The organism is Niabella hirudinis (assembly GCF_051201075.1).
Classification (GTDB): Bacteria; Bacteroidota; Bacteroidia; order Chitinophagales; family Chitinophagaceae; genus Niabella; species Niabella hirudinis.
The window spans coordinates 423,372-443,491 of sequence record NZ_JBPEHJ010000003.1 but is presented as its reverse complement, the minus strand read 5'-3'; the positions used below and the strand labels follow the sequence as shown (position 1 = coordinate 443,491).

Here is a 20,120-nt window from a genome sequence, read left to right as displayed (position 1 = left end):
GTTAAACTCATTACCATCCAACATTTTGTTTCAATTTAGTGTTTCGTCTTAGCTCAGCAAGGCTTATAGGCCAAAAATAATCACGTACGGTAAACGTTCTGTTGAAATAAGTTTGAGCCCTGTAGAACGCCTGAGGGGTCAACTGGGAACGATCCCATCCCAAGATGGGCTCATTCAACTCACGGGGAGCATCTTTCCATCTTCTCAAATCCCAGAATCGTTTACCCTCAAATGCCAGCTCATTCGTTCTTTCGCGTTTGATGATTTCTCTTAACCCTTCTTTTGTCAATGGCTTTGCGGGCATAGATGAATAGGTTGCCCAGGATTCCACTACCCCTTTCAATCCCGACCGGGCTCTTACGCTGTCAATATACCCATACGCTTCAGCTCCAGGTCCTTCGCTTTCATTTAAGGCTTCTGAATAAAGCAGGTATAAATCGGCTAATCTTATAAAGGCCAGTAAATAAGGCCGGGCGTTATGGGCACTCTCTGTATAAGTGTTTGTGGGGTTCACATACTTCTTTACCATATACCCGGTTATGGTATATTCTGTTCCGGTTGAATATACACCTCCCGCCAGTTTATAATTTACATTAAATGCTTTGGCATCGCTGGTTTCGGAGTACATTAAATGCCGGCCGCCGTCAAAAGAAACGCACCCGTAAAACCGCGGTTCCCGGTCCAGATGAAGCCCTATCGTTGTATAATTTGCCTGTAAATCATATTTATACTGATCGGTGTTGGGTACTTTTACAATATCGTATCTTGACGCATAGGAATAGGTTTTATCTTCATCGATAGGCACGCCATTTTTTGAATAAAATTTTTCAGCCATATTTAATGTAGTAGCCATACGCCCATTAACATTTCCGTTATTAAAAGCAACAGCAGGAATACCTTTTGTTGTAAACACCGATTGAAACCCGGTATTGGCCACATTTTTACTGTCGTACCATAGTGCTTCCGTGTTATCATCCGACTCCGTAATGGCATACCGGAGGTTCATCTGATACGCAGTTGTAGGGCCCTGAACAGTAAAATTTGAAGGTCGCACCCATCTTTCGAGCGCTTTGTTATTGGCATGGGCAAAATCAATCGCTTCCTTACAGGCGGCAGCTGCCAACACCCATTTATTTTCATCATAAACCTGGTTGAATAACGGATTCCCGGCATCATCTTTCAATGCCGCCATTTCAGTATTGCCATTGTATAACGGGCTGGCCGCTTCTACCAATATTTGGGCTTTAACAGCTTTGGCCGCTACCTGCGTAATCCTCCCTATTTCCTGATTCGGATTCATTTCAACCGGCATTAAATAGGGCATGGCATCGTCTATTGTTTTAACGATATAAGCAAAGCACTCATCAACCGGCGCCCGGGGCACATGGGATTCTGAGGGGTTGGCAAATACAGGCGTATTAACATCCTTAATGATAATGGGACCATAGGCACGCACCAATAAAAAATGATAGTAGGCTTTCAAAAATTTTGCTTCAGCAGCCCACATGGTTTTCTCACCTTCATCCATATCCGGAACAGCCGGTATTCTTTCGATAAAAATATTACAGTCATATATACCCTGCCAGTAGGCCCCGGAGGGCGTTCCATCGCCCCACATATCAATCAGCGGTGTATTGGAGTTCTGCTGCCCCCGGGCTATATACCAGGCGGGATTTGAGGAAGAGGGATAATTGGTAGTTGAATTCAACCAAAATTCATCAGCGCCTAAAAGGCCAACATTATCACCGATACTTGTGGAGGATGGTAACCGGGAATAACAGGTTACCAGATAACGTTCTGCCATGGCTTTTACATTAAATGCCTGATCGATAATGGGAGCATTATCCGGTACCACATCTAAAAATTTTTTACACGCCCCCGCGGTCAACGCTATTATTAATACTGTAAACCAGCTATACTTTTTCATCTGCTTATTTTTTAGATATTGATATTGATCCCAAAATTGAATACGCGCTGCAACGGGTAGGCCAGTCCATTGCCACCCATTTCAGGATCCCATAATTTAAAGGGGCTCCATTTAAAGAGGTTCGTTCCGCTAAAATAAATACGCAGCGTATTCATCCTGTACTTCTTCAACAGGTTTTGTTTTAAATTGTACCCCAACTCAACCTGCTTTAATCTTAACAAATTACCATTGCGCATCCAGTAAGTGCTGTTTTGAATATTATTGGTTGTCGGACTTTGGCTCAACCTTGGCCATTGCGCATATATATTCTGATTTTCTTCAGACCAGTAGCTGTCTGCCCATGCCTGTAATACTGCGTTGGGCGCTGTTGCGCTCCCAAAGGGCGCAACGCCGTATTTTTGGGTTGAGCCATTATAATAAACAGGGCTTATAAATAACGAAGTACGTGCTATCCCTGAGAAAAAGAACGATAAGTCGAAAGATTTATAACCCGTAGTAAGCCCAAAACCATAAGTAATTTCGGGAGTGGTAGGCTGGCCAATAGGAACAAGGTCGTTGCTGTTAATAACACCGTCATTATTCGCATCCACATATTTAATATCCCCTCCCAATACTGCCGCTCCTCCAAATTGCTGTTCGGGACTGTTCAATACTTCATTGTCATCAATAAACAGCCGCTCGGCAATATACCCGGTTTGTTGTCTTGCATTCAACCCAATCCTGCTCAGATAAGCATATTGATAGGCCGGTTCTTCGTAATAAACATAGTGGCCCGTGGCATACGTAAAAGTACCCCGTCCCTGAAAAAACAAGTTTTTATTAACGCTTTTAGTATAGGCCAGCTCTCCCTCGAAGCCCTTGCTTTCGTATTTGCCCAGGTTCGCCAAAACAGCGGCCTGCAGGCCGGTAGAAGAGGGGATCGCCGCCCGATCCTGAACAATATTATACCTGAACTGCCGGTAAAATTCACCGGTAAAGGTAAGCGCGCCTTTAAACATTCCTAAATCGATGCCCAGGTTGGTTTGCCGTGATATTTCCCATTGCACAAAAGGGTTTTCGTAACGCCGGATAGAAACGCCATTTACAGCGTACTGCCCGCTTGTAGGCAGCCCAAATGCATACCTTTTTCCCCCATCGTTCAAATTTACATCGGAGAGGTAAAAAAAGCGGGTGTTGCTTATATTATCATTACCTACCCAGCCATGGGTGGCCCTAAATCGCAAATTGCTGATGACCGGCCAAAGACCTTCCATAAATTTCTCCTTAGATACGGTCCAGGCCACCCCAAAGGAAGGGAAAAACCCCCAGCGGGAATCGGCTGCAAACCTCTCAGAACCGTTATAGCCAAATGTAAACTGAGCATAGTAACGCTCGTCATACGCATAAGAAAAGTTACCGGAAAAACTTACATTCCTGTAAGGAAGGGTGTTAATCAAAGATATATCATTATCTGTTGGCGTGGCCACATTACTCCTCAGTGTTCCAATCAAAGAGCCGGTCAATCCGTGTTTTTCAGCAAATGTTCGGTTGTATAAAAACTGTGCTTCACCATATAGCGTAGCTGTTTGGTCCCTATTACCCGGAACAAAATCAAGATACTCCGTTCCGTCTTTCGGATTAATTTGAAAATAGCTCGATACCCTATTGGTTACCGGGTCCACAATGGGTGAATAGTAAAATGGTTTATACTGCCGGGACTGTTCAAAATATGATTTACGGGTTATATTCAACATCCCGCGAAATTTTAAACCTTCGGTAATAATCGCAGCCAGATCCTGGGTCAGCTCGGTTTGGAATGACAGGTTGCTTCTTCTTTTTTCTGAATAGCCTTTCACAATCTCTGCATAAGCATTCAGGTATCCCCCGTTTGCATAGTTGCCAAACATGGGGTGTTTGATATAGGACTGGCTTTCGCCGGGCGTGTAAACGGGCAGAAACAACACGGGATTAGAGCGTATTGCATTTCCGTAGGCAGCAGAACCGGATGAAGGCGGTCCATTATAATCCTGAATGTTGGCCTTAACCCGTGCCACCAGTTGGGTCGATTTGGTAAGGTTGATATCTACATTGCTTAAAAAATCAAACACATTAAAGCGCACATTGCTGTTAAAATCATTAATCGGCTCAATTTTAAGCAGTCCGTTATCAGTGGTATAGTTGGCGCTTACGTTGTACCGGGCTAACTGCCCGCCACCAGACACACCCAGGTTGTAATTTTGAGTGGTCGTTACTTTCCGGGTTATAAAATCAAGCCAGTCTACAGCCGGGTAAAGGATGGGATCATCGCCCGCAATAGTCTTATCAATTTTTTCCAGGGAGTAAGTATTGTCTTTACCAAGAGGGTCTCTTGTCAAAATCGCTTCCCTGTTCATTTTCATAAATGTTACCGGATCCGCTATCTTCAAATTTTGTGTAGGCGCAGAGATGCGCTGTTCCGCACGGAGGTTTACCTTCGCCGGTCCGTCCTTACCTCTCTTGGTGGTTACAATAATAACGCCGTTGGCCGCCCGGGCGCCATACATGGCCGAAGCAGATGCATCTTTTAATACGCTAAAACTTTCCAGATTGTCCCAGGGAATACGCGCCAGATCGTTAATGTCCATTTCCATATTATCCACTAGTATCAACGGCTGCTGGTTTACCCCAAAGGTTCCTACCCCACGTATAAAAAAGTCGGCGTTATCCAACCCCGGCTCGCCGCTTCGCTGATAAGATATCATACCTGCAACCCGGCCCTGCAGTGCAGTGGTTAAATTGCTTGAAGGTATTTGTAACTCGCTTACGCTTACAGATGTTACTGCGCCGATAAGGTCTCTTTTTTTAGCTCTATTGCCAAATGCCACCACCACCGTTTCTTCGAGCAGTTGAATGTCCTTTTGCATCACTACGTCAATGGTGGTATTGTTACCAACAGGCACTTCCTTCGTTGTATACCCCGACATGGTAAATACCAATATATCGTTAGCCGGCACTTTTAATACAAAGCGGCCATTCAAATCCGTTGTTGTGCCTATGCTCTGCTTTGATTTTAAGGTTACCGATACCCCACTTAAAATTTGCCTTGCACTATCCGTAACGAGACCACTAACTTCTATGTCTTCCTGAAGCATTGTGAATGGATTGTCTCCCTCAAAACGGGTTGCACCGGCGGCATGCAAAAAAAACAATATAAAGGATATTGTAAAAAAGCCGTTGAGTTTTCTCATAATAAATAAATATTCTTAATAATTAAGGTCCTGTATGAATTCATTGACAAAGCGAGTCTATAGTTGGTCTCCAGCCAGATATTTAGCAATCCAGATGATGCAAGCTTCCCGTTATCGCGTTAAACTCAGGGTCGGTGGCTGTTCCGGCCTCTTTTGATTCAACCCGATCTACCGAATATTTTTCTATCAACCATTAAATGAAAAAACCAGGCAACCTTTAATCGATGGCGGTTAATTGATCAGTTTTAAATATGCGCTCACATAGTTTATGTTTATTCAAATGACGAGCCTAAGATAATAGGGTTTTTGAAATCTTTAACAATGACATCGGCTTCAATCGTTTGAAATCATTTTTTTTCTCGAAAATATTTTAAGCAATTGCCTGCACATAATAAAAATACATTCAGCCCAAATAAATGTAGCTATTTGTTCTATGCAGATGTATGCGCGTAACCCGGTCTTTTTATTTGGGCACCTTTACTTACAGATGCTCACGGAACGAATCCCTCAACTACATAAACAATTCATTTACAAACAATTAATAACAATTTAAAAACATCAGCACTCTTCTATTAATTATTCGCGTAAGTTTGATTCATGCTTTTGATCGATTCCTGGTATACTGCATACAGACCCAAGCTCCAGGCAATCGCCTGTCATTTTGGATATAGCCTACAGGAAGCCGAAGACATTGTACACCAGTTTTTTCTGGATTTACTGCAAAAAAACCTGCCGGACGCCATTCAAAACCCTGAAGCCTGGCTGGTCACCGCCTTTAAACGGAGGCTTATTGATCTGCACCGGATCCAGCAGCGCAGGGGCAATTACAGGGAAATCGAATCCTTCTATCTACCCTCCGCACAGGAGATCATTGAAAAACTGGAAACGGATGCTGAACTGATCAATCATATAGCTGCTGCGTTTAAAAAACTGCCCGCCCGGTTCCGGCGGGTGATTTATATGAAATATTACCAGGGGTATTCCACTGAAAAAATTGTTGCCCTCACAGGGCTTACACACCAAACTATTTATAATAACCTTTCAAAAGGGATCCAGCACTTACGGCAGCATCTTAAAAAAGACACCGCGCTGGAACGGCTGGTCAACTTTATGCTCTGTTTGGTTCCATAAAGACCTGTTTAAAAACAACTTTTCCTATAAAACGCAAAGAAGATCGCCTCCTGTAAATCTGTGGAGGCTGTACCGGGAAGGAGCTACTTCAAAACAATTTCTAAAATAAAGTTAAAAAAGCGGTTAGGTTTCGTCAATACCGGCGTCTGTAATAGAAACCGGCTTTGCGAACATGACATATACCGTAGAAGAACTGGTCATTGATGATTCCTTTATTGCTTTTTGCACACGGAACAACCCCCACGACATTGCTCGCTGGGATGACTACCTGTTAAAACACCCCGAAGCACTAATCACTATTGAGGAGTCCCGCAGACTGGTGCTGGGGCTCAAATATATGCTGCAAAAAAAGCAAAATGAATTATCCGCTACCGATGATTCGCCCGAACATGCGCTGTACATTGCTTCCGGAAAAACCCTCCGGTCTATTAACGAACATCCCTGGCCCATCAAATGGAAAAGGTGGACTGCTGTTGCGGCCTGCTTCCTGCTTTTAGTTACCGCAGGCATCTATTTGCTTAACCAGCCCCGGAAGGCAGCAGGCCCACTCTCAGCAGCCATTAAACCCAATACCGGTTCTGGTCAAACAACCCAGTCGCGGCCAGGCGAACACAAAACTATTTTTCTGCCGGACAGTACAAAGGTGGTACTGAATGCGGGCTCCAGGCTGCTGGTGTCGCCCGGCTTTGGTAAACAGGACCGGAATGTATCCCTGACGGGCGAGGCCTTGTTTGACGTAGCGCATAATAAAGCGCTTCCTTTTATAGTGCATGTAGCGCAATATAAGATCAGGGCCGTTGGTACACGGTTTAATGTAAAGGCTTATACGAACGACCGGTACAGCGAAACTTCGCTGCTGGAAGGGAAGATACAAATCCTGCTTCCCAGGGGAGATAACGATATTGTTTACAAAACCCTGCAGGTAAACCAGAAGTTTGTAATGCCCCTTCGGGACAGCCTCACACGGGAGGCTGCAACGAAGCCCGAAGTAGTGGCGTTAACTTACCATGATGCCGGCCAGAATATAGAAACAGCCTGGGTGAAGGACCTGCTGATCTTTGAAAACCAGCCGCTTGATGAAATTAAAAATATCCTTGAACGCAGATACAATGTGGCCATTACCATTGCCAATGATGAAGTGGCGCACTACCGTTATACAGCAACTTTTCAACAGGAGAATATCGATGAGGTATTAAAAGCTTTACAGCTTTCCTATTCCTTTTCGTATAAGAGAACCGTCAATCAAATCACTATATATAAATAAGAAAATGCAGTACTAAAAAAATCAAAAAAAGGGAGAAACGGATTGCGGCCATTTCCCCCTCATGGAAAATGGAAGGAACAAAGCCTTCCACTTGTTTAATAATAAACTAAATAAAAGTATGAAAAAATGTGCTTACCCGAGTGAGTGGCCCCGTCGGCTGCTCAAAAAACTGTTGTTTATGAAATTATGTCTTGCCCTGATACTGGTAACCGCAACACAGGTTGCTGCTCATACAGGATACAGCCAGGGGGCCGTTTCCTTGCAGCTGGAGAGTGCCCGGCTGTCTACCATTTTAAAAACCATACAGAAAAAAACGGACTATCGGTTTGTGTTCAGCAATAAACTGGTGGATGAAACCGGCATGGTAAATATTAAAGTGCAGAATACTCCTGTTTTATCATTACTACCAACCATTCTTAATGGAACGGGACTTGAGTACCAGCAAATGAGCGATCATTTAATCGTGATTCGCGAAAAAGCAGCCATCAAAAAGAACATAACCGTAAAGGGTGTGGTTACCAACTCAAAAGGTGAGCCCGTTGCCGGCGCAACCGTATCTTCCAATAAAGGCAAGGCCACCATTACCAATGATAAAGGTGAATACAGTATTGAGGTAGACGAGTTTGATGAGCTTACCTTCAGCTATGTGGGTTACGGCACCCAGGTAATAAAAGTAAACGGCCACCAAACCCTCAACGTAATTTTTGAGGAAGCCAACCGCGCACTGGAAGAAGTGGTGGTAACGGCGCTGGGTATTACGCGCGAAGCAAAGGCGCTGGGTTATGCCGTGCAAAAAGTAAGCGGCAACCAGATTCAAACGGTAAAAGGTGTAGATGCTGCAACCTCCCTTACCGGAAAGATTTCGGGCCTTGTTATAAAAAACTCAACTGAATTTAACGCAAGTCCCACCATTGAATTGCGCGGAGAGAAACCGATGCTGGTTATTGATGGCGTACCCTATGAAAATATGACCCTGCGCGATATTCCATCCGACAATATTGATGATATCAGCGTACTGAAGGGGCCTACCGCGGCAGCTTTATATGGTTATAAAGGCGCTAATGGTGCCATTATGATCACTACCAAAAAAGGAAAAGGCGGAGGACTGTCTATCGATATTAACAGCAATACCATGATCGCCTCAGGCTTCCTGGCCATTCCTAAAATACAAACCTCTTACGGCCATGGTCTTGACGGAAAGATTGCTACCGACTATGTGTGGGGGCCAAAATTAGATATTGGCAACAGTGCCAAACAATGGAACCCCGTTACCAAACAGGAAGAAATGATGCCCCTGGTATCCAGTGGAAAAAATAACCTTAAAAACTTTCTGCAAACCGGCCTTATCACCAACAACAACATCACCGTTACCCAAAATGGAGAGAACGGCTTTTTCAGAGCTGGTGTGAATCATATTTATAACAAAGGGCAATTCCCCAACGAAAAGCTGAACATCATCAACTATACAATGAGCGGGGCTTTAAAAATAGGCAAGAAATTCAGCGTGGAAAGCAGCATGGGTTATACCTGGGAGCAATCGCCCCAGATCTGGGGTCAGGGTTATGGCGCCCAGGGCTATATTTACCAGCTGCAGATGTGGACGGGGCCCGACTATGATGTACGCCAGTACAGGGATTATTGGGTTACCCCCAACGTAAAACAAAACTGGCTGTACTCCGAGTGGTATGATAACCCTTACATGATTGCCTACGAAAAATTAGACGGCATTCAAAAAAACAAGCTCAATGCCAGCCTCACCGCTAACTATAAGTTCACGAAAGATCTGAAGCTGATGTTCCGTACCGGGTATGATTTTTATAAAAATGAAGAAACGGTACAAAGCCCTGCGGGCATTAACTCTACGCGGGGAGGATCCAGCAGAGGCACATTTGGCCAGGATTACCTCACGTTTAGCTGGAACTATGGTGGCAAAGGAATGTATGGTATGAACCAGATGTGGGGCTTCAGCACCAATAACGACCTGATATTAACATACGACAAAAAGTTCGGCAACTTTGATGTAAACTTGCTGGGTGGCGGAAGCGTTACTTATTATATTAACCGGGAGCAGGGCGCCCAAACCGTTAATGGTCTTGCCATTCCCGGCTGGTACTCCCTGGCCAATGCCGTGGCATCGACCGCAGTGGGTGTCGACAAAATAAAAACCAATTTCGGCACCTGGAGAAAACAGGTAAACAGCCTTTACGGCAAAGCCTCTCTTAGCTGGAACCGCATTGTTTACCTGGATATTACCGGGCGTAATGATTGGAGCTCTACGCAATCCGTCTCTCAACGTTCCTATTTTTATCCCTCTTTTGCAGGAAGCATCATCCTCTCCCAGTTTATCAACATGCCCAGGGCCGTGGATATGTGGAAAGTGCGCGGATCCTGGACCCAAAGTAAAACACCCGCAGGAATATATGACAACAACCGTACCTATACCTCTGCGGCTTCCTGGGGACTGCCCAGCACCAGCTATCCCACAAACCTGCTGCCGGCAGATCTGCCGCCCTCCACATCAAGAACCTGGGAAGCAGGTACCGAAGCTTATTTTCTTAAAGGCCGCCTGCACGTTGATTTAGCTTATTTTAACAAGTACTATTACCAGCAGCAGATCAGCAGCAACATCTCCCAGGGGTCCGGCTTTAATAAGTCGTTAGTTACTACCGGTGAAACCTATGTAAGAAAGGGAATTGAAGTAACAGTAGACGGGGCTGTTATCAAACGTAAAAATTTTGAATGGCACTCCCTGATCAACTATTCTTTTAATCATAATTATTATGTGGACCTGGACTCGGTTTACACGCCCGATAAACTTTGGATTAAAAAGGGCGCAAGGAAAGATGTATATGTTTCTCAGCCCTTATTAAGAGACCCGCAGGGCAATCTTATTCTTGTAGGCGGACTGGTGGCTTCGAGCCCCTATGAAGCCAATATGGGCTATACCGATCCCAAATTTTCATTTGGTTTTGTGAACAACTTTACTTTCAACAATTTCATAGCAGGTATCAGCATCGATGGGCGCATTGGCGGTATCATGTACGATTATATCTGGAACAAGATGTTCGACAGTGGTACCAATCCCGAAACAGATACCAAGTGGCGGTACGACCAGGTGGTAAATGGCCTTACCAATTATGTGGGAGAGGGCGTAAAACTGGTTTCGGGTGAAGCTACTTACGACAAATACGGGCGCATTCTTACCGATACCCGCCAATTTGCCCCCAATGATGTAGCGGTAGGTTACCAGGCCTTTATGCAGGAGCTGAACAATACAGACAGTTATGAGCATGGATTAAAAAGCCAGTCCTTTGTTAAGCTAAGAGAGATTTCATTAGGCTATAAGATCCCATCCAGGTTGTATAGCAAGGCAGGCATTAAAAACGCTTCGGTGTCATTAACGGCTCAAAACGTATTCCTGTGGACAAAATTCACATTCTCGGATCCCGATCTTGGTAACGAAAACTTAAACGCGCCCTCGCAGCGGATGCTGGGCCTGAACATTAAGCTGGGATTATAAAGTGAATGCGATTGTATGACTTCTAAAAATACACAAATGAAAATTATGTTGAAATATATAATGGTTATGCTCGTCACCGCCATAGTGTGGGCATCGTGCACCCAAAAATTTGATGCCATCAATGCGAATCCCGATGCATCCACCACCTCCACCGCTCCCTGGCTGGCAACCAATATGCTTAAATCCATTACGTCCGATGATATTGCCAGCACCAAAGGGTTCTGCGGGCCTTTTATGCTATCGAAATATGTGTTATGGACCGAGCGGCAGGAAGATCTCCAGTACAATAAAATAGCGCGGACCAGTTTTGGACGATTGAGCGTACTTCGCAATGTGGCGCCGATGCTGGGCTATGCGGCCAATGAGCCCGCTGGTTTAAAAAATTCCTATACGGCGCTGGCGCATTTTATAAGAGCCTGGCAGTTTTACCAGCTCACCATGCAGGTAGGCGATATCCCCTATTCCGATGCGCTTAAAGGCGAAAGCGCTGGGGTCATAAAACCCAAATATGATAACCAGAAGGCGGTATTTGTTGGCATCCTGAACGAACTGGACAGCGCCAATACATTGTTTGCTACGGGCACTGATTTTTCCGGAGATTTTATCTATAAAGGAAGCGTGGATAAATGGCGCCGGCTCACCAACAGCTTTGAGCTGCATGTACTGATGCAGCTGTACAAAAAAACCGGCGATGCCGACCTGAATGTAGTAAACCGGTTTAAGGATATTGTAGCCAGCCGGCCGCTCATGCGCAACTACGATGATAATTTTGCGGTAACTTATGTCAATTCCGCCGGGTATGCCTATCCCTGGAGCAGCACACCCATTCAGCTCAACTCCTTTTCGGGTCAATCCATGGTGGGCGGCGCACTGATTACGCCTTTAAAGGCTCTAAACGACAGAAGACTGTTTTACTATGCAGAGCCCGCCCCCGCCCAGATCACCGCTGGTAAACAGGCTTCCGACTGGGATGCCTATGTGAGCATAGAGGCCTCCGACCTGTTTGCCAATACCACCTCCTCAAGAAATTCCGGCAATTTCTGTGAATTTAACAAACGGTATAAAGAGCTGTTTAATGCAGAGCCTGTAGGATTATTAAACTACTGGGATATCCAGTTTATTTTAGCAGAAGCAACCGTAAGAGGCTGGATTACGGGAACCAGTGCACAGGCTTACTATGCAGCCGGTATACAAAGTTCGATGAACTTCCTGGCCAATTATACTCCTGCGGCTTACAATCATGGTATGGCAATGGATGCCCCTTATATCAACGCTTATCCTGCAACAGCCGCCGTAGCGCTTACCGGCGCTGCAGAAAACCAGATTAAACAGATCATCACACAAAAATACCTGGCCGGATTTTTACAGGGTGTTGATAATAATGCCTGGTATGAAAACCGGCGTACCGGCTATCCTGCGTTTGTTCTGAATCAGAATACCAACCGGAATATTCCCGCCAGCCAGTTCCCTGTCCGCTGGCTTTACCCGCAGCTGGAGCTGGATAATAATGGCACCAATGTAGCTGCTGCCATTCAGTCGCAATACGGCGGCACAGACGATGCCAACCAGGTAATGTGGTTGTTGAAATAGATTGCTTTTGTTCAAGGTTCAAGGTTTAGAGTTTAACTGTTTCGTTAACTTTAAGCCTTGAACTTTTAAACTTTTATCTGCCATGCCGATCGATTTTTCGAGAAGAGACTTTTTAAAAAAGACCAGTTTACTGGCTGGTGGCGCCGGGGTTTTTTCCGTATTGCCGGCGTCCATTCAAAAAGCGATGGCCATTAACCCGGCCAAAGGCTCCAGTTTTGAAGATGCCGAACATATTGTGCTGCTGATGCAGGAGAACCGCTCCTTTGATCATTGTTTTGGCGCCTTAAAAGGGGTGCGGGGCTTTAATGATCCGCGGGTGCTGAAACTTGCTGATGGCAGCCCTGCCTGGATGCAAACGGATAAAAACAAGAACTCCTATCTGCCTTTCCGGCTGGATATGCAGCAAACCAAAATTACCTGGATGGGCGGGCTCCCGCATAGCTGGGGCGACCAGGTGGATGCCCGCAACAACGGGCAATATGACCAATGGCTTAATGCCAAAAGAACCGGTTATAAAGGCTTTGAAGGGCAACCCATGACCTTGGGCTATTATACCCGCGAAGACATCCCGTTTAACTATGCCCTGGCCGATGCCTTTACGGTTTGCGACCAGCACTTCTGCTCTTCGCTCACCGGCACTACACCAAACCGGCTCTACTTCTGGTCGGGCACACTCCGCAAAGACGGTCTGGCCTCCAGCCCGGCGCTGGTACGCAACAGCGAATCGGACTACAGCGCCGAAAGCGACTGGAAGACGCTTCCGGAATTGCTGGAGGAACATCATATTCCCTGGAAAGTATACCAGAATGAAATCAGCCTCCCCTCAGGTCTTGAAGGCGACGCGGATGCCTGGCTCAGTAATTTTACGGACAACCCGCTGGAATGGTTTACCCGCTTCCGGGTACGCCGCTCCCGAAAATATGAGCAGTACCTGGTAAAACAGCTTGCGGCCCTGGAAAAAGAACAACCCGAGCTGGAGCAAAAAGCCATTGAGCAGCCGGACGATCAAAAAATAAAACGCGCGCTAAACGGTTTACAAGAGCGCAAAAAGCGTTATGAAGCCGAGCTCGATCGCTGCCGCAGGGAACTGGCAGAACCATTAAGCGTAAAAGAACAGGCCCTGCACGACAAGGCATTTGCCACCAATGATTTTGACCCGGATTACCACAAAACCGAAACCATCGAATATGATGACCATGGCACAAAACGGAAGATGCAGGTGCCCAAATCGGATGTACTAGCCAATTTCCGGAAGGATGTCAAAGAAGGAAAACTGCCGGCCGTTTCCTGGCTGGTAGCGCCCCAGTATTTTTCGGACCACCCCTCCGCGCCCTGGTTTGGCGCCTGGTATGTTTCTGAAGTACTGGATATCCTTACGCACAATGAAGAATTGTGGAAAAAGACCATCTTTATTCTTACTTATGATGAAAATGATGGATACTTTGACCATGTGCCTCCCTTTACCGCACCGGATTTCCGGAACCCGGCCACAGGCGCCGTATCAGGCAGCATCACCCATATCGATAAGGAATTTGTGACGCTGGATGATGAGATCCGCCTCAAGGGCGTTAGCAAGGCCAATGCCCGGGAGGGCTCCATCGGGCTCGGCTACCGCGTGCCCTTTGTAGTGGCCAGCCCCTGGTCGCGCGGGGGTTATGTAAACTCCCAGGTATTTGACCATACTTCGGTGGTACAGTTTATCGAAAAATTTGCTTCGCGAAAAACCGGGAAAAAATTACGGCTTCCCCATCTTTCCGATTGGCGCCGGGCTGTTTGCGGCGATCTTTCTTCCGTATTCCGTCCTTATAACGGCGAAACCGTAAAACAGCCGGAGTTTCTGAAGCGGGATGCCTTTCTGCAACGCATTGATGAGGCCCGCTACCGCCCCATACCGGAGGGGGTGGCGCCATTGACGGAAGTCGCTATCCGGGCCATCCGGGCCGATTTCAAAAAAACAAGGAACTATTTCATACAGGAAAAAGGGGCAAAGCCATCCAGCGCACTTCCTTACGAACTGTATGCCGATGCATATATGGATGCAGCCCATCAGCAAATAGAACTGGTGTTAAAAGCCGGTACCGCTATCTTTAAGGAGCGGTCCATGGGCAGCCCCTTCTCTGTATATGCCTACCTGCCTTACAAGGATACCGATGGGCGGCCGGTGGTTAACCGCAACTGGTCCTTTGCAGTAGCCGCCGGTGAAACCCTGAAATACCCCATCCCGCTAAGCGGGTTTGCGGGCAAGGAATATCACCTGGCGCTTTTTGGTCCCAATGGTTTTTACCGGGAGTTAAAGGGCCACGCGGCCGAAGCACGCATCACCGTTGAATGCCGGTATGGGATTGCACAGGGCAAACAATACGGACAGGTGCAGCTGTTGCTTCAGAACCATTCAGCACAATCGCAGCCCATCATTGTAAGGGATAACAGCTACGGGCAGCGGAACCTGCTCCGTACCCTGGCTCCGGGAGCCTCGCAGCGCCTCACACTTTTGCTTGAAAAGAATTTTGGATGGTACGATTTTTCGGTATTGCTCCGCAATGATCAGCCATTTGAGCGCAGGTTTGCCGGAAGGGTAGAAACCGGGAAGGAATCATTCAGTGATCCGTTGCTTTTGTGATGGAGGGATGCCACAGAGACCCAGAAACACTGATCTATTGGACCTTTTCAGCCGTCAGGCATCACCGTGTACAAAAATATTTCTGTGCCTCTGTGCTTCAGTGGCATTACTTTATTATTAATACGCCTGAATGAGTACGCTGGCAGGAATTTGTAGCTTTTCATTCAGTTTCCGGATCATTGATAAACTCAGTTTCCTTTTTCCTGTAAGCAGTTAAAGATCTGTGCAGTTTTGAAATGGATCAATAACATTCTTTCAAACTTCTTTTAGAGTCAGGATTTAACCGCAAGGTGCGCCAGGAATTCGCTAGGTTCGCAAGGATATTTAATAGGAACCCGCCGTTGCGGGCATTGCGTATTCACTGCGTCCTTTGCGTTAAAAAGGATTACAAAAAATGTTATGCCCTCCTTTTGAAACCCGCTGCAGATCACAACATCGTAAAATATTTCTGTGCCTCTGTGCCTCAGTGGCATTCACCTTTTTTTTGTACCTTACCTCCTATGTTCCATAAAATACCACTGCTGGCCGCCTGCATATTGTGCGCATTACAAGCATGGGCGCAGCCCTCCTGCGATGTGCTGATCCGGAATGGGAAAATCATTAATGGCACGGGCAACAACTGGTTTTACGGCGATATTGCTGTTGCAAACGGGAAGATCCTGGCCATTGGCAAAAACATTGCCTATAACAGCAAAACCACTATTGATGCCGGTGGCCTGGTTGTGGCGCCGGGATTTATTGATGTGCACACGCATATTGAAGGCGATGAAGACCGGGACCCGCTGGCGCAGAGTTTTATCTACGATGGGGTTACCACCGTGGTGGCCGGCAACTGCGGTGCCTCCAATCTAAATATAGGGCGGTACTTTAACTGGCTCGACTCATTAAAACTTTCAATCAATGTAGCCTCGCTTATTGGTCATAACGATGTGCGCAAGGCGGTAATGGGGCGTGCCAACCGGGCGCCCACAGCTGCTGAGCTTGAAAAAATGCAGCAATTGGTGGCGCGCGCTATGAAGGAGGGCGCGGCGGGGCTTTCTACGGGTCTTATTTACATACCAGGCACCTATGCCCAATCCGATGAAATCATTGCCCTGGCAAAGGTGGTTGCACCATATAATGGTGTTTATGCCACACATATGCGCAGCGAAGGCAACAAGGTTACCGATGCCATACAGGAAGCCCTGCAAATTGGACGGGAAGCAAAGATCCCGGTGGAGATCTCTCACTTCAAGCTCAGCGGCCAGCAAAACTGGGGCCGCAGTAAGGAAACGGTGGCTATGATCGAAAACGCCCGCAGGGAAGGCATCGATGTCACCATTGATCAATATCCCTATACCGCCAGCAGCACTTCCATCAGCACCCTGTTGCCAGACGATGTGCTGGCAGATGGGCAGGATAGCATCCGTGCACGCCTGCAGCGGCCGGAAGTGAGGAAATATGTAATCAGTGATATGCTCAAAAGCCTGAAGCAACGGAAGCTCAAACATTTCAGCTATGCCGTAGTGGCTTATTATAAACCCGATACCAGCTACAACGGTAAAAGCATTGAGCAGATCAACCGGATGAAAGGCCGCAAACACAATGCCCGGGAAGAAGCCCTGACGGTTATTGATATGATGATGAACGGGGGCGCCAGTGCCGTTTTTCATGGCATGAGCGAAGGTGATGTACAATACATCATGAAATATCCTTATGATATGTTTGCCAGCGATGCCTCCATCCGCATCCTGAACGAGGGTATGCCTCACCCGCGCGGCTATGGCACCAATGCAAGGGTGCTGGCAAAATATGTGCGGGACCAAAAAGTAATTTCCCTTGAGGAAGCCATCCGCCGGATGACCTCCTTACCGGCCCAGAAATTTCACCTTACAGACCGCGGATTAATTAAAGAGGGAATGGCAGCAGACATCATTGTTTTTGATCCCGGAAAAGTACAGGACCTCGCTACTTTTGAAAAGCCACACGCCTACTCCACCGGTTTTGTATATGTACTGGTGAATGGGGAAATTACCGTAAACCAGGGGCAGCATACCGGGGAAAGAAATGGGAAAACGCTGCGAAACGGGCGATAAAGGTGCAGCACACCGGTATTCATTGCAGGTTGTAAAAGCCCGGTATACGAAATTACCGCCGCGCTGCGGCTACGGGCGGTTTTGGGCGCTCATGGTTATAAGGGTTAACGGCGCGCTGCGCCTGTTTGCCATTAAAAGATGCCGTTTTTTTGGTGTGAAAGGCTTACCCGTACTGCTGCTGGAAGGCTGTCATAACCAAGCCTGCAACGCAGATTTTATCGGTTCCGCCCCCCGTAAATATTCAGTCGCATCCGATCACGATAGGGCGGAATTTGCCTTGTGGCGGACTAGATCTTTTGCTCCGCTTTTGTGTCAAGCCTGCCCCGACCAATGTCATGTGCGTCAAGTTAATTTTTGCCCCGGGAGCTGCAGCGCAGCGCTGATCCTGTTAGTAAACGACAATACGGGTAATAAAGGTGCAGCGCACCGGTAATCATTGCGGTTTGTACAAGCCGTGCACAGGAAATTACCGCCGCGCTGCGGCTACGGGCGTTTTTGGGCGCTCATGGTTATAAGGATTAACGGCGCGCTGCGCCTGTTTGCCATTAAAAGATGCTGTTTTTTTGGTGTGAAAGGCTTACCCGTACTGCTGCTGGAAGGCTGTCATAACCAAGCCTGCAACGCAGATTTTATCGGTTCCGCCCCCCGTAAATATTCAGTCGCATCCGATCACGATAGGGCGGAATTTGCCTTGTGGCGGACTAGATCTTTTGCTCCGCTTTTGTGTCAAGCCTGTCCCGACCAATGTGGAGGGAACAAAAGTGGAAAAAAATAGGGCACTGGTCTTACTTAGACAGCAGACCTTAATCAATCAGCAAGCCCAAAGAACCTGTTTGACGCGGATAGGAGAATATACGGTACTCTCAGATAACCAAAAAAGGCCGCAGAAAATAAAATTCCTGCAGCCTTTTTTCGATCAGTTATACTTCTTACCGGATAGATTTGTGCATTGACTTTCGCGCAAAGACGCTATGGAGCAAGGGCGCAACGATTTTTACCGGACATTTTTACCCGGCACGGAGTATATTTTATTTACCGGATAAACTCCCGGTCAAACTGGGATAACCATTCTTTGCCCTCCAGGCCCCATTCTGTTTTTACGGGCACTTTCAACCAGTAAAAGATCTGGGCAGCCACATCCCGGGTACGGAGCAGTAAGGGTGCCAGCTGCTGACCTGTAACAAAGGGCGCACAGGGACTATCATCTACCCAACCCCAGGAATAGTCGCCCTGGATCTGAAAATCGTATCCAACCGAAGCCTTATTTTTAAACACCCCCCCGGCCTCTACACCATCATTGGCGGGCCAGTAACCGATGAGATTGGCTATTTGGGGATGTTGTGCCATATCTGTAATACACAGCCCGGCCTTGATCTCGGCTTCCGTGAGCGCTTCCTTAAACATTTTTACCTCTCCAAAATAGATGGGGGTATTTACATCCACCGGTGGCATAAAACCAAGTCTTAACGGGGCCGTAGTGTTTAAAGATCCCTGGGCCGTAATCTCCCTTTTACCTCCACCCGCAATGCCATCGGTAAAGATCTGCATATATCGTTTTCCACCTTCCATATTTACCACAAAGGTTAAGGTATGCCATTTATTATCGGCAATTTCAACATCAGACACATCGGTTTCGATCCAGCCATTACCTGCGGGGTTGCCGACACCGGCCCTCCATTTTCGTTGAACCATCTGGAAGCTCCATCCCACCACGGTCTGATCGCCGCTCGCCTTCTTACCCAGGAAGCGTGTATTGTTATACGATTGATTGGTGGGGATCTTCACCTTTGTTTCAAAGGTGAAATTTTGCTGATCGCCAAAATTATACAACCCCTGGTCATCCGGGATAATAGCATTCACCAACCCATTGCCCGGTGTTCCTTTTATAAGCACCCCGGTACGTTTGCTGCTTTGGATCTCGTAGCCGGTCATCCGCTCATTATAATAGAGCGCAAACATATTCCGTTCTGCTTCAGAAGGCCCTCCGTATTGATTGTCCTTACCGCCATGATTGGAAACCACAATCACCAGCCAGTCTTCCTTTTTGTCGTATTCCGGTCTTGCCTTTAAAGCGGCCATGATTTCCCCTATATAGCCATCGAGTTTGGTAACCGCATCCTTATAGCCGGGGTCCGAAGCAGAAAAAGCGCCCTGTTTGCCCGCCTGGTTCAGCCCGCTAAACTCCAGCACCATCAGGTCCGGGTTTCCGTTCTTCAACTGCGCCACGGCAGAGTCTTTTACCTGTTTATCATCCGTTGTTTGTATTTGTTTTTTAGCATCGGGCAGCAGGGTGGTCAGCCAGCTCTTCCAGGAAGATACGGTTACCGTATTCAAAAGCCCCTTGGAGGAGGTTAACAGGTAGTTCAAAAAACTCGGGTAGGTTTTGATAGCCGCGTGCTCATCGGTGCCCGAGGGGGGGGAGTAAATAAAACTGCTGTCTTTGATCCCATGCAGGTCGTAGGTAACGCCGGTTACAATGGTTTTCCAGGTGGCAGCATCCGTTGTCGCCCTTTCAGAAATGCCATCAAAAGAATACTTACTATGCTTGAGCATTTCCGTAATGGCGGCCGGTTTAAGGGTTTTAAACGCCGGCCCTACCCCGCCATCAATGCCGATCAGCAGTACTTTTCGTCCTCCCCCCTGTGTACTGTCTCCGGTTGACTGGTCTTCAAAAACGGGGGGCGGGTCTGCATATTTTGTGCAGGACACTACCGTGAGCGCCAGCATACCGGCAAAAAACAACCACTTTATATTTTGTTTCATATCAATCTTCGTTTTACTTTTTTG

The 20,120-nt window shown here is 47.0% G+C and carries 9 protein-coding genes; 6 read left to right on the top strand and 3 right to left on the bottom strand.

Translation table 11 applies throughout. The features are described 5' to 3' along the window. Positions 1-10: 10 nt before the first annotated feature. Entirely contained in the window at positions 11-1,927 is a 1,917-nt protein-coding gene (locus tag GGU45_RS08260; protein ID WP_435223700.1) for a RagB/SusD family nutrient uptake outer membrane protein, read from the bottom strand. A gap of 11 nt (positions 1,928-1,938) precedes the next feature. Then, a complete protein-coding gene (locus GGU45_RS08255) occupies positions 1,939-5,037 on the bottom strand; it encodes a SusC/RagA family TonB-linked outer membrane protein (RefSeq protein ID WP_435223698.1) in 3,099 nt (1,032 codons plus the stop codon). Between the two features lie 693 nt (positions 5,038-5,730). Between GGU45_RS08255 and GGU45_RS08250 the strand changes: the two genes are divergently transcribed. The 6 genes from GGU45_RS08250 (at position 5,731) to GGU45_RS08225 (ending at position 17,333) form a co-directional block, all read left to right on the top strand. Further along, positions 5,731-6,264: an RNA polymerase sigma factor gene (locus GGU45_RS08250; protein WP_435223696.1), complete on the top strand. Its 534-nt coding sequence runs from the start codon at positions 5,731-5,733 to the stop codon at positions 6,262-6,264. Positions 6,265-6,436: 172 nt separating this feature from the next. Beyond that, on the top strand, positions 6,437-7,528 hold the full coding sequence (locus tag GGU45_RS08245; RefSeq protein ID WP_435223694.1) for a FecR family protein: 1,092 nt from the start codon (positions 6,437-6,439) through the stop codon (positions 7,526-7,528). A gap of 178 nt (positions 7,529-7,706) precedes the next feature. Next, on the top strand, positions 7,707-11,048 hold the full coding sequence (locus GGU45_RS08240; protein ID WP_435223693.1) for a SusC/RagA family TonB-linked outer membrane protein: 3,342 nt from the start codon (positions 7,707-7,709) through the stop codon (positions 11,046-11,048). A gap of 45 nt (positions 11,049-11,093) precedes the next feature. Then, on the top strand, positions 11,094-12,638 hold the full coding sequence (locus GGU45_RS08235; protein WP_435223691.1) for a SusD/RagB family nutrient-binding outer membrane lipoprotein: 1,545 nt from the start codon (positions 11,094-11,096) through the stop codon (positions 12,636-12,638). Positions 12,639-12,720: 82 nt separating this feature from the next. Continuing rightward, the gene (locus GGU45_RS08230; protein WP_435223689.1) at positions 12,721-15,258 is read left to right on the top strand and encodes a phosphocholine-specific phospholipase C; all 2,538 of its coding nucleotides are present in this window, start codon (positions 12,721-12,723) and stop codon (positions 15,256-15,258) included. 500 nt (positions 15,259-15,758) lie between these two features. Then, positions 15,759-17,333 (top strand): N-acyl-D-amino-acid deacylase family protein, encoded by a 1,575-nt coding sequence (locus GGU45_RS08225; protein ID WP_435223688.1) that lies wholly within the window; start codon positions 15,759-15,761, stop codon positions 17,331-17,333. Between the two features lie 1,032 nt (positions 17,334-18,365). Here GGU45_RS08225 and GGU45_RS08220 read toward each other — a convergent pair. Continuing rightward, positions 18,366-20,096, bottom strand: coding sequence for an alkaline phosphatase family protein (locus GGU45_RS08220; protein ID WP_435223686.1), 1,731 nt, complete (start codon positions 20,094-20,096; stop codon positions 18,366-18,368). Positions 20,097-20,120 lie beyond the last annotated feature (24 nt).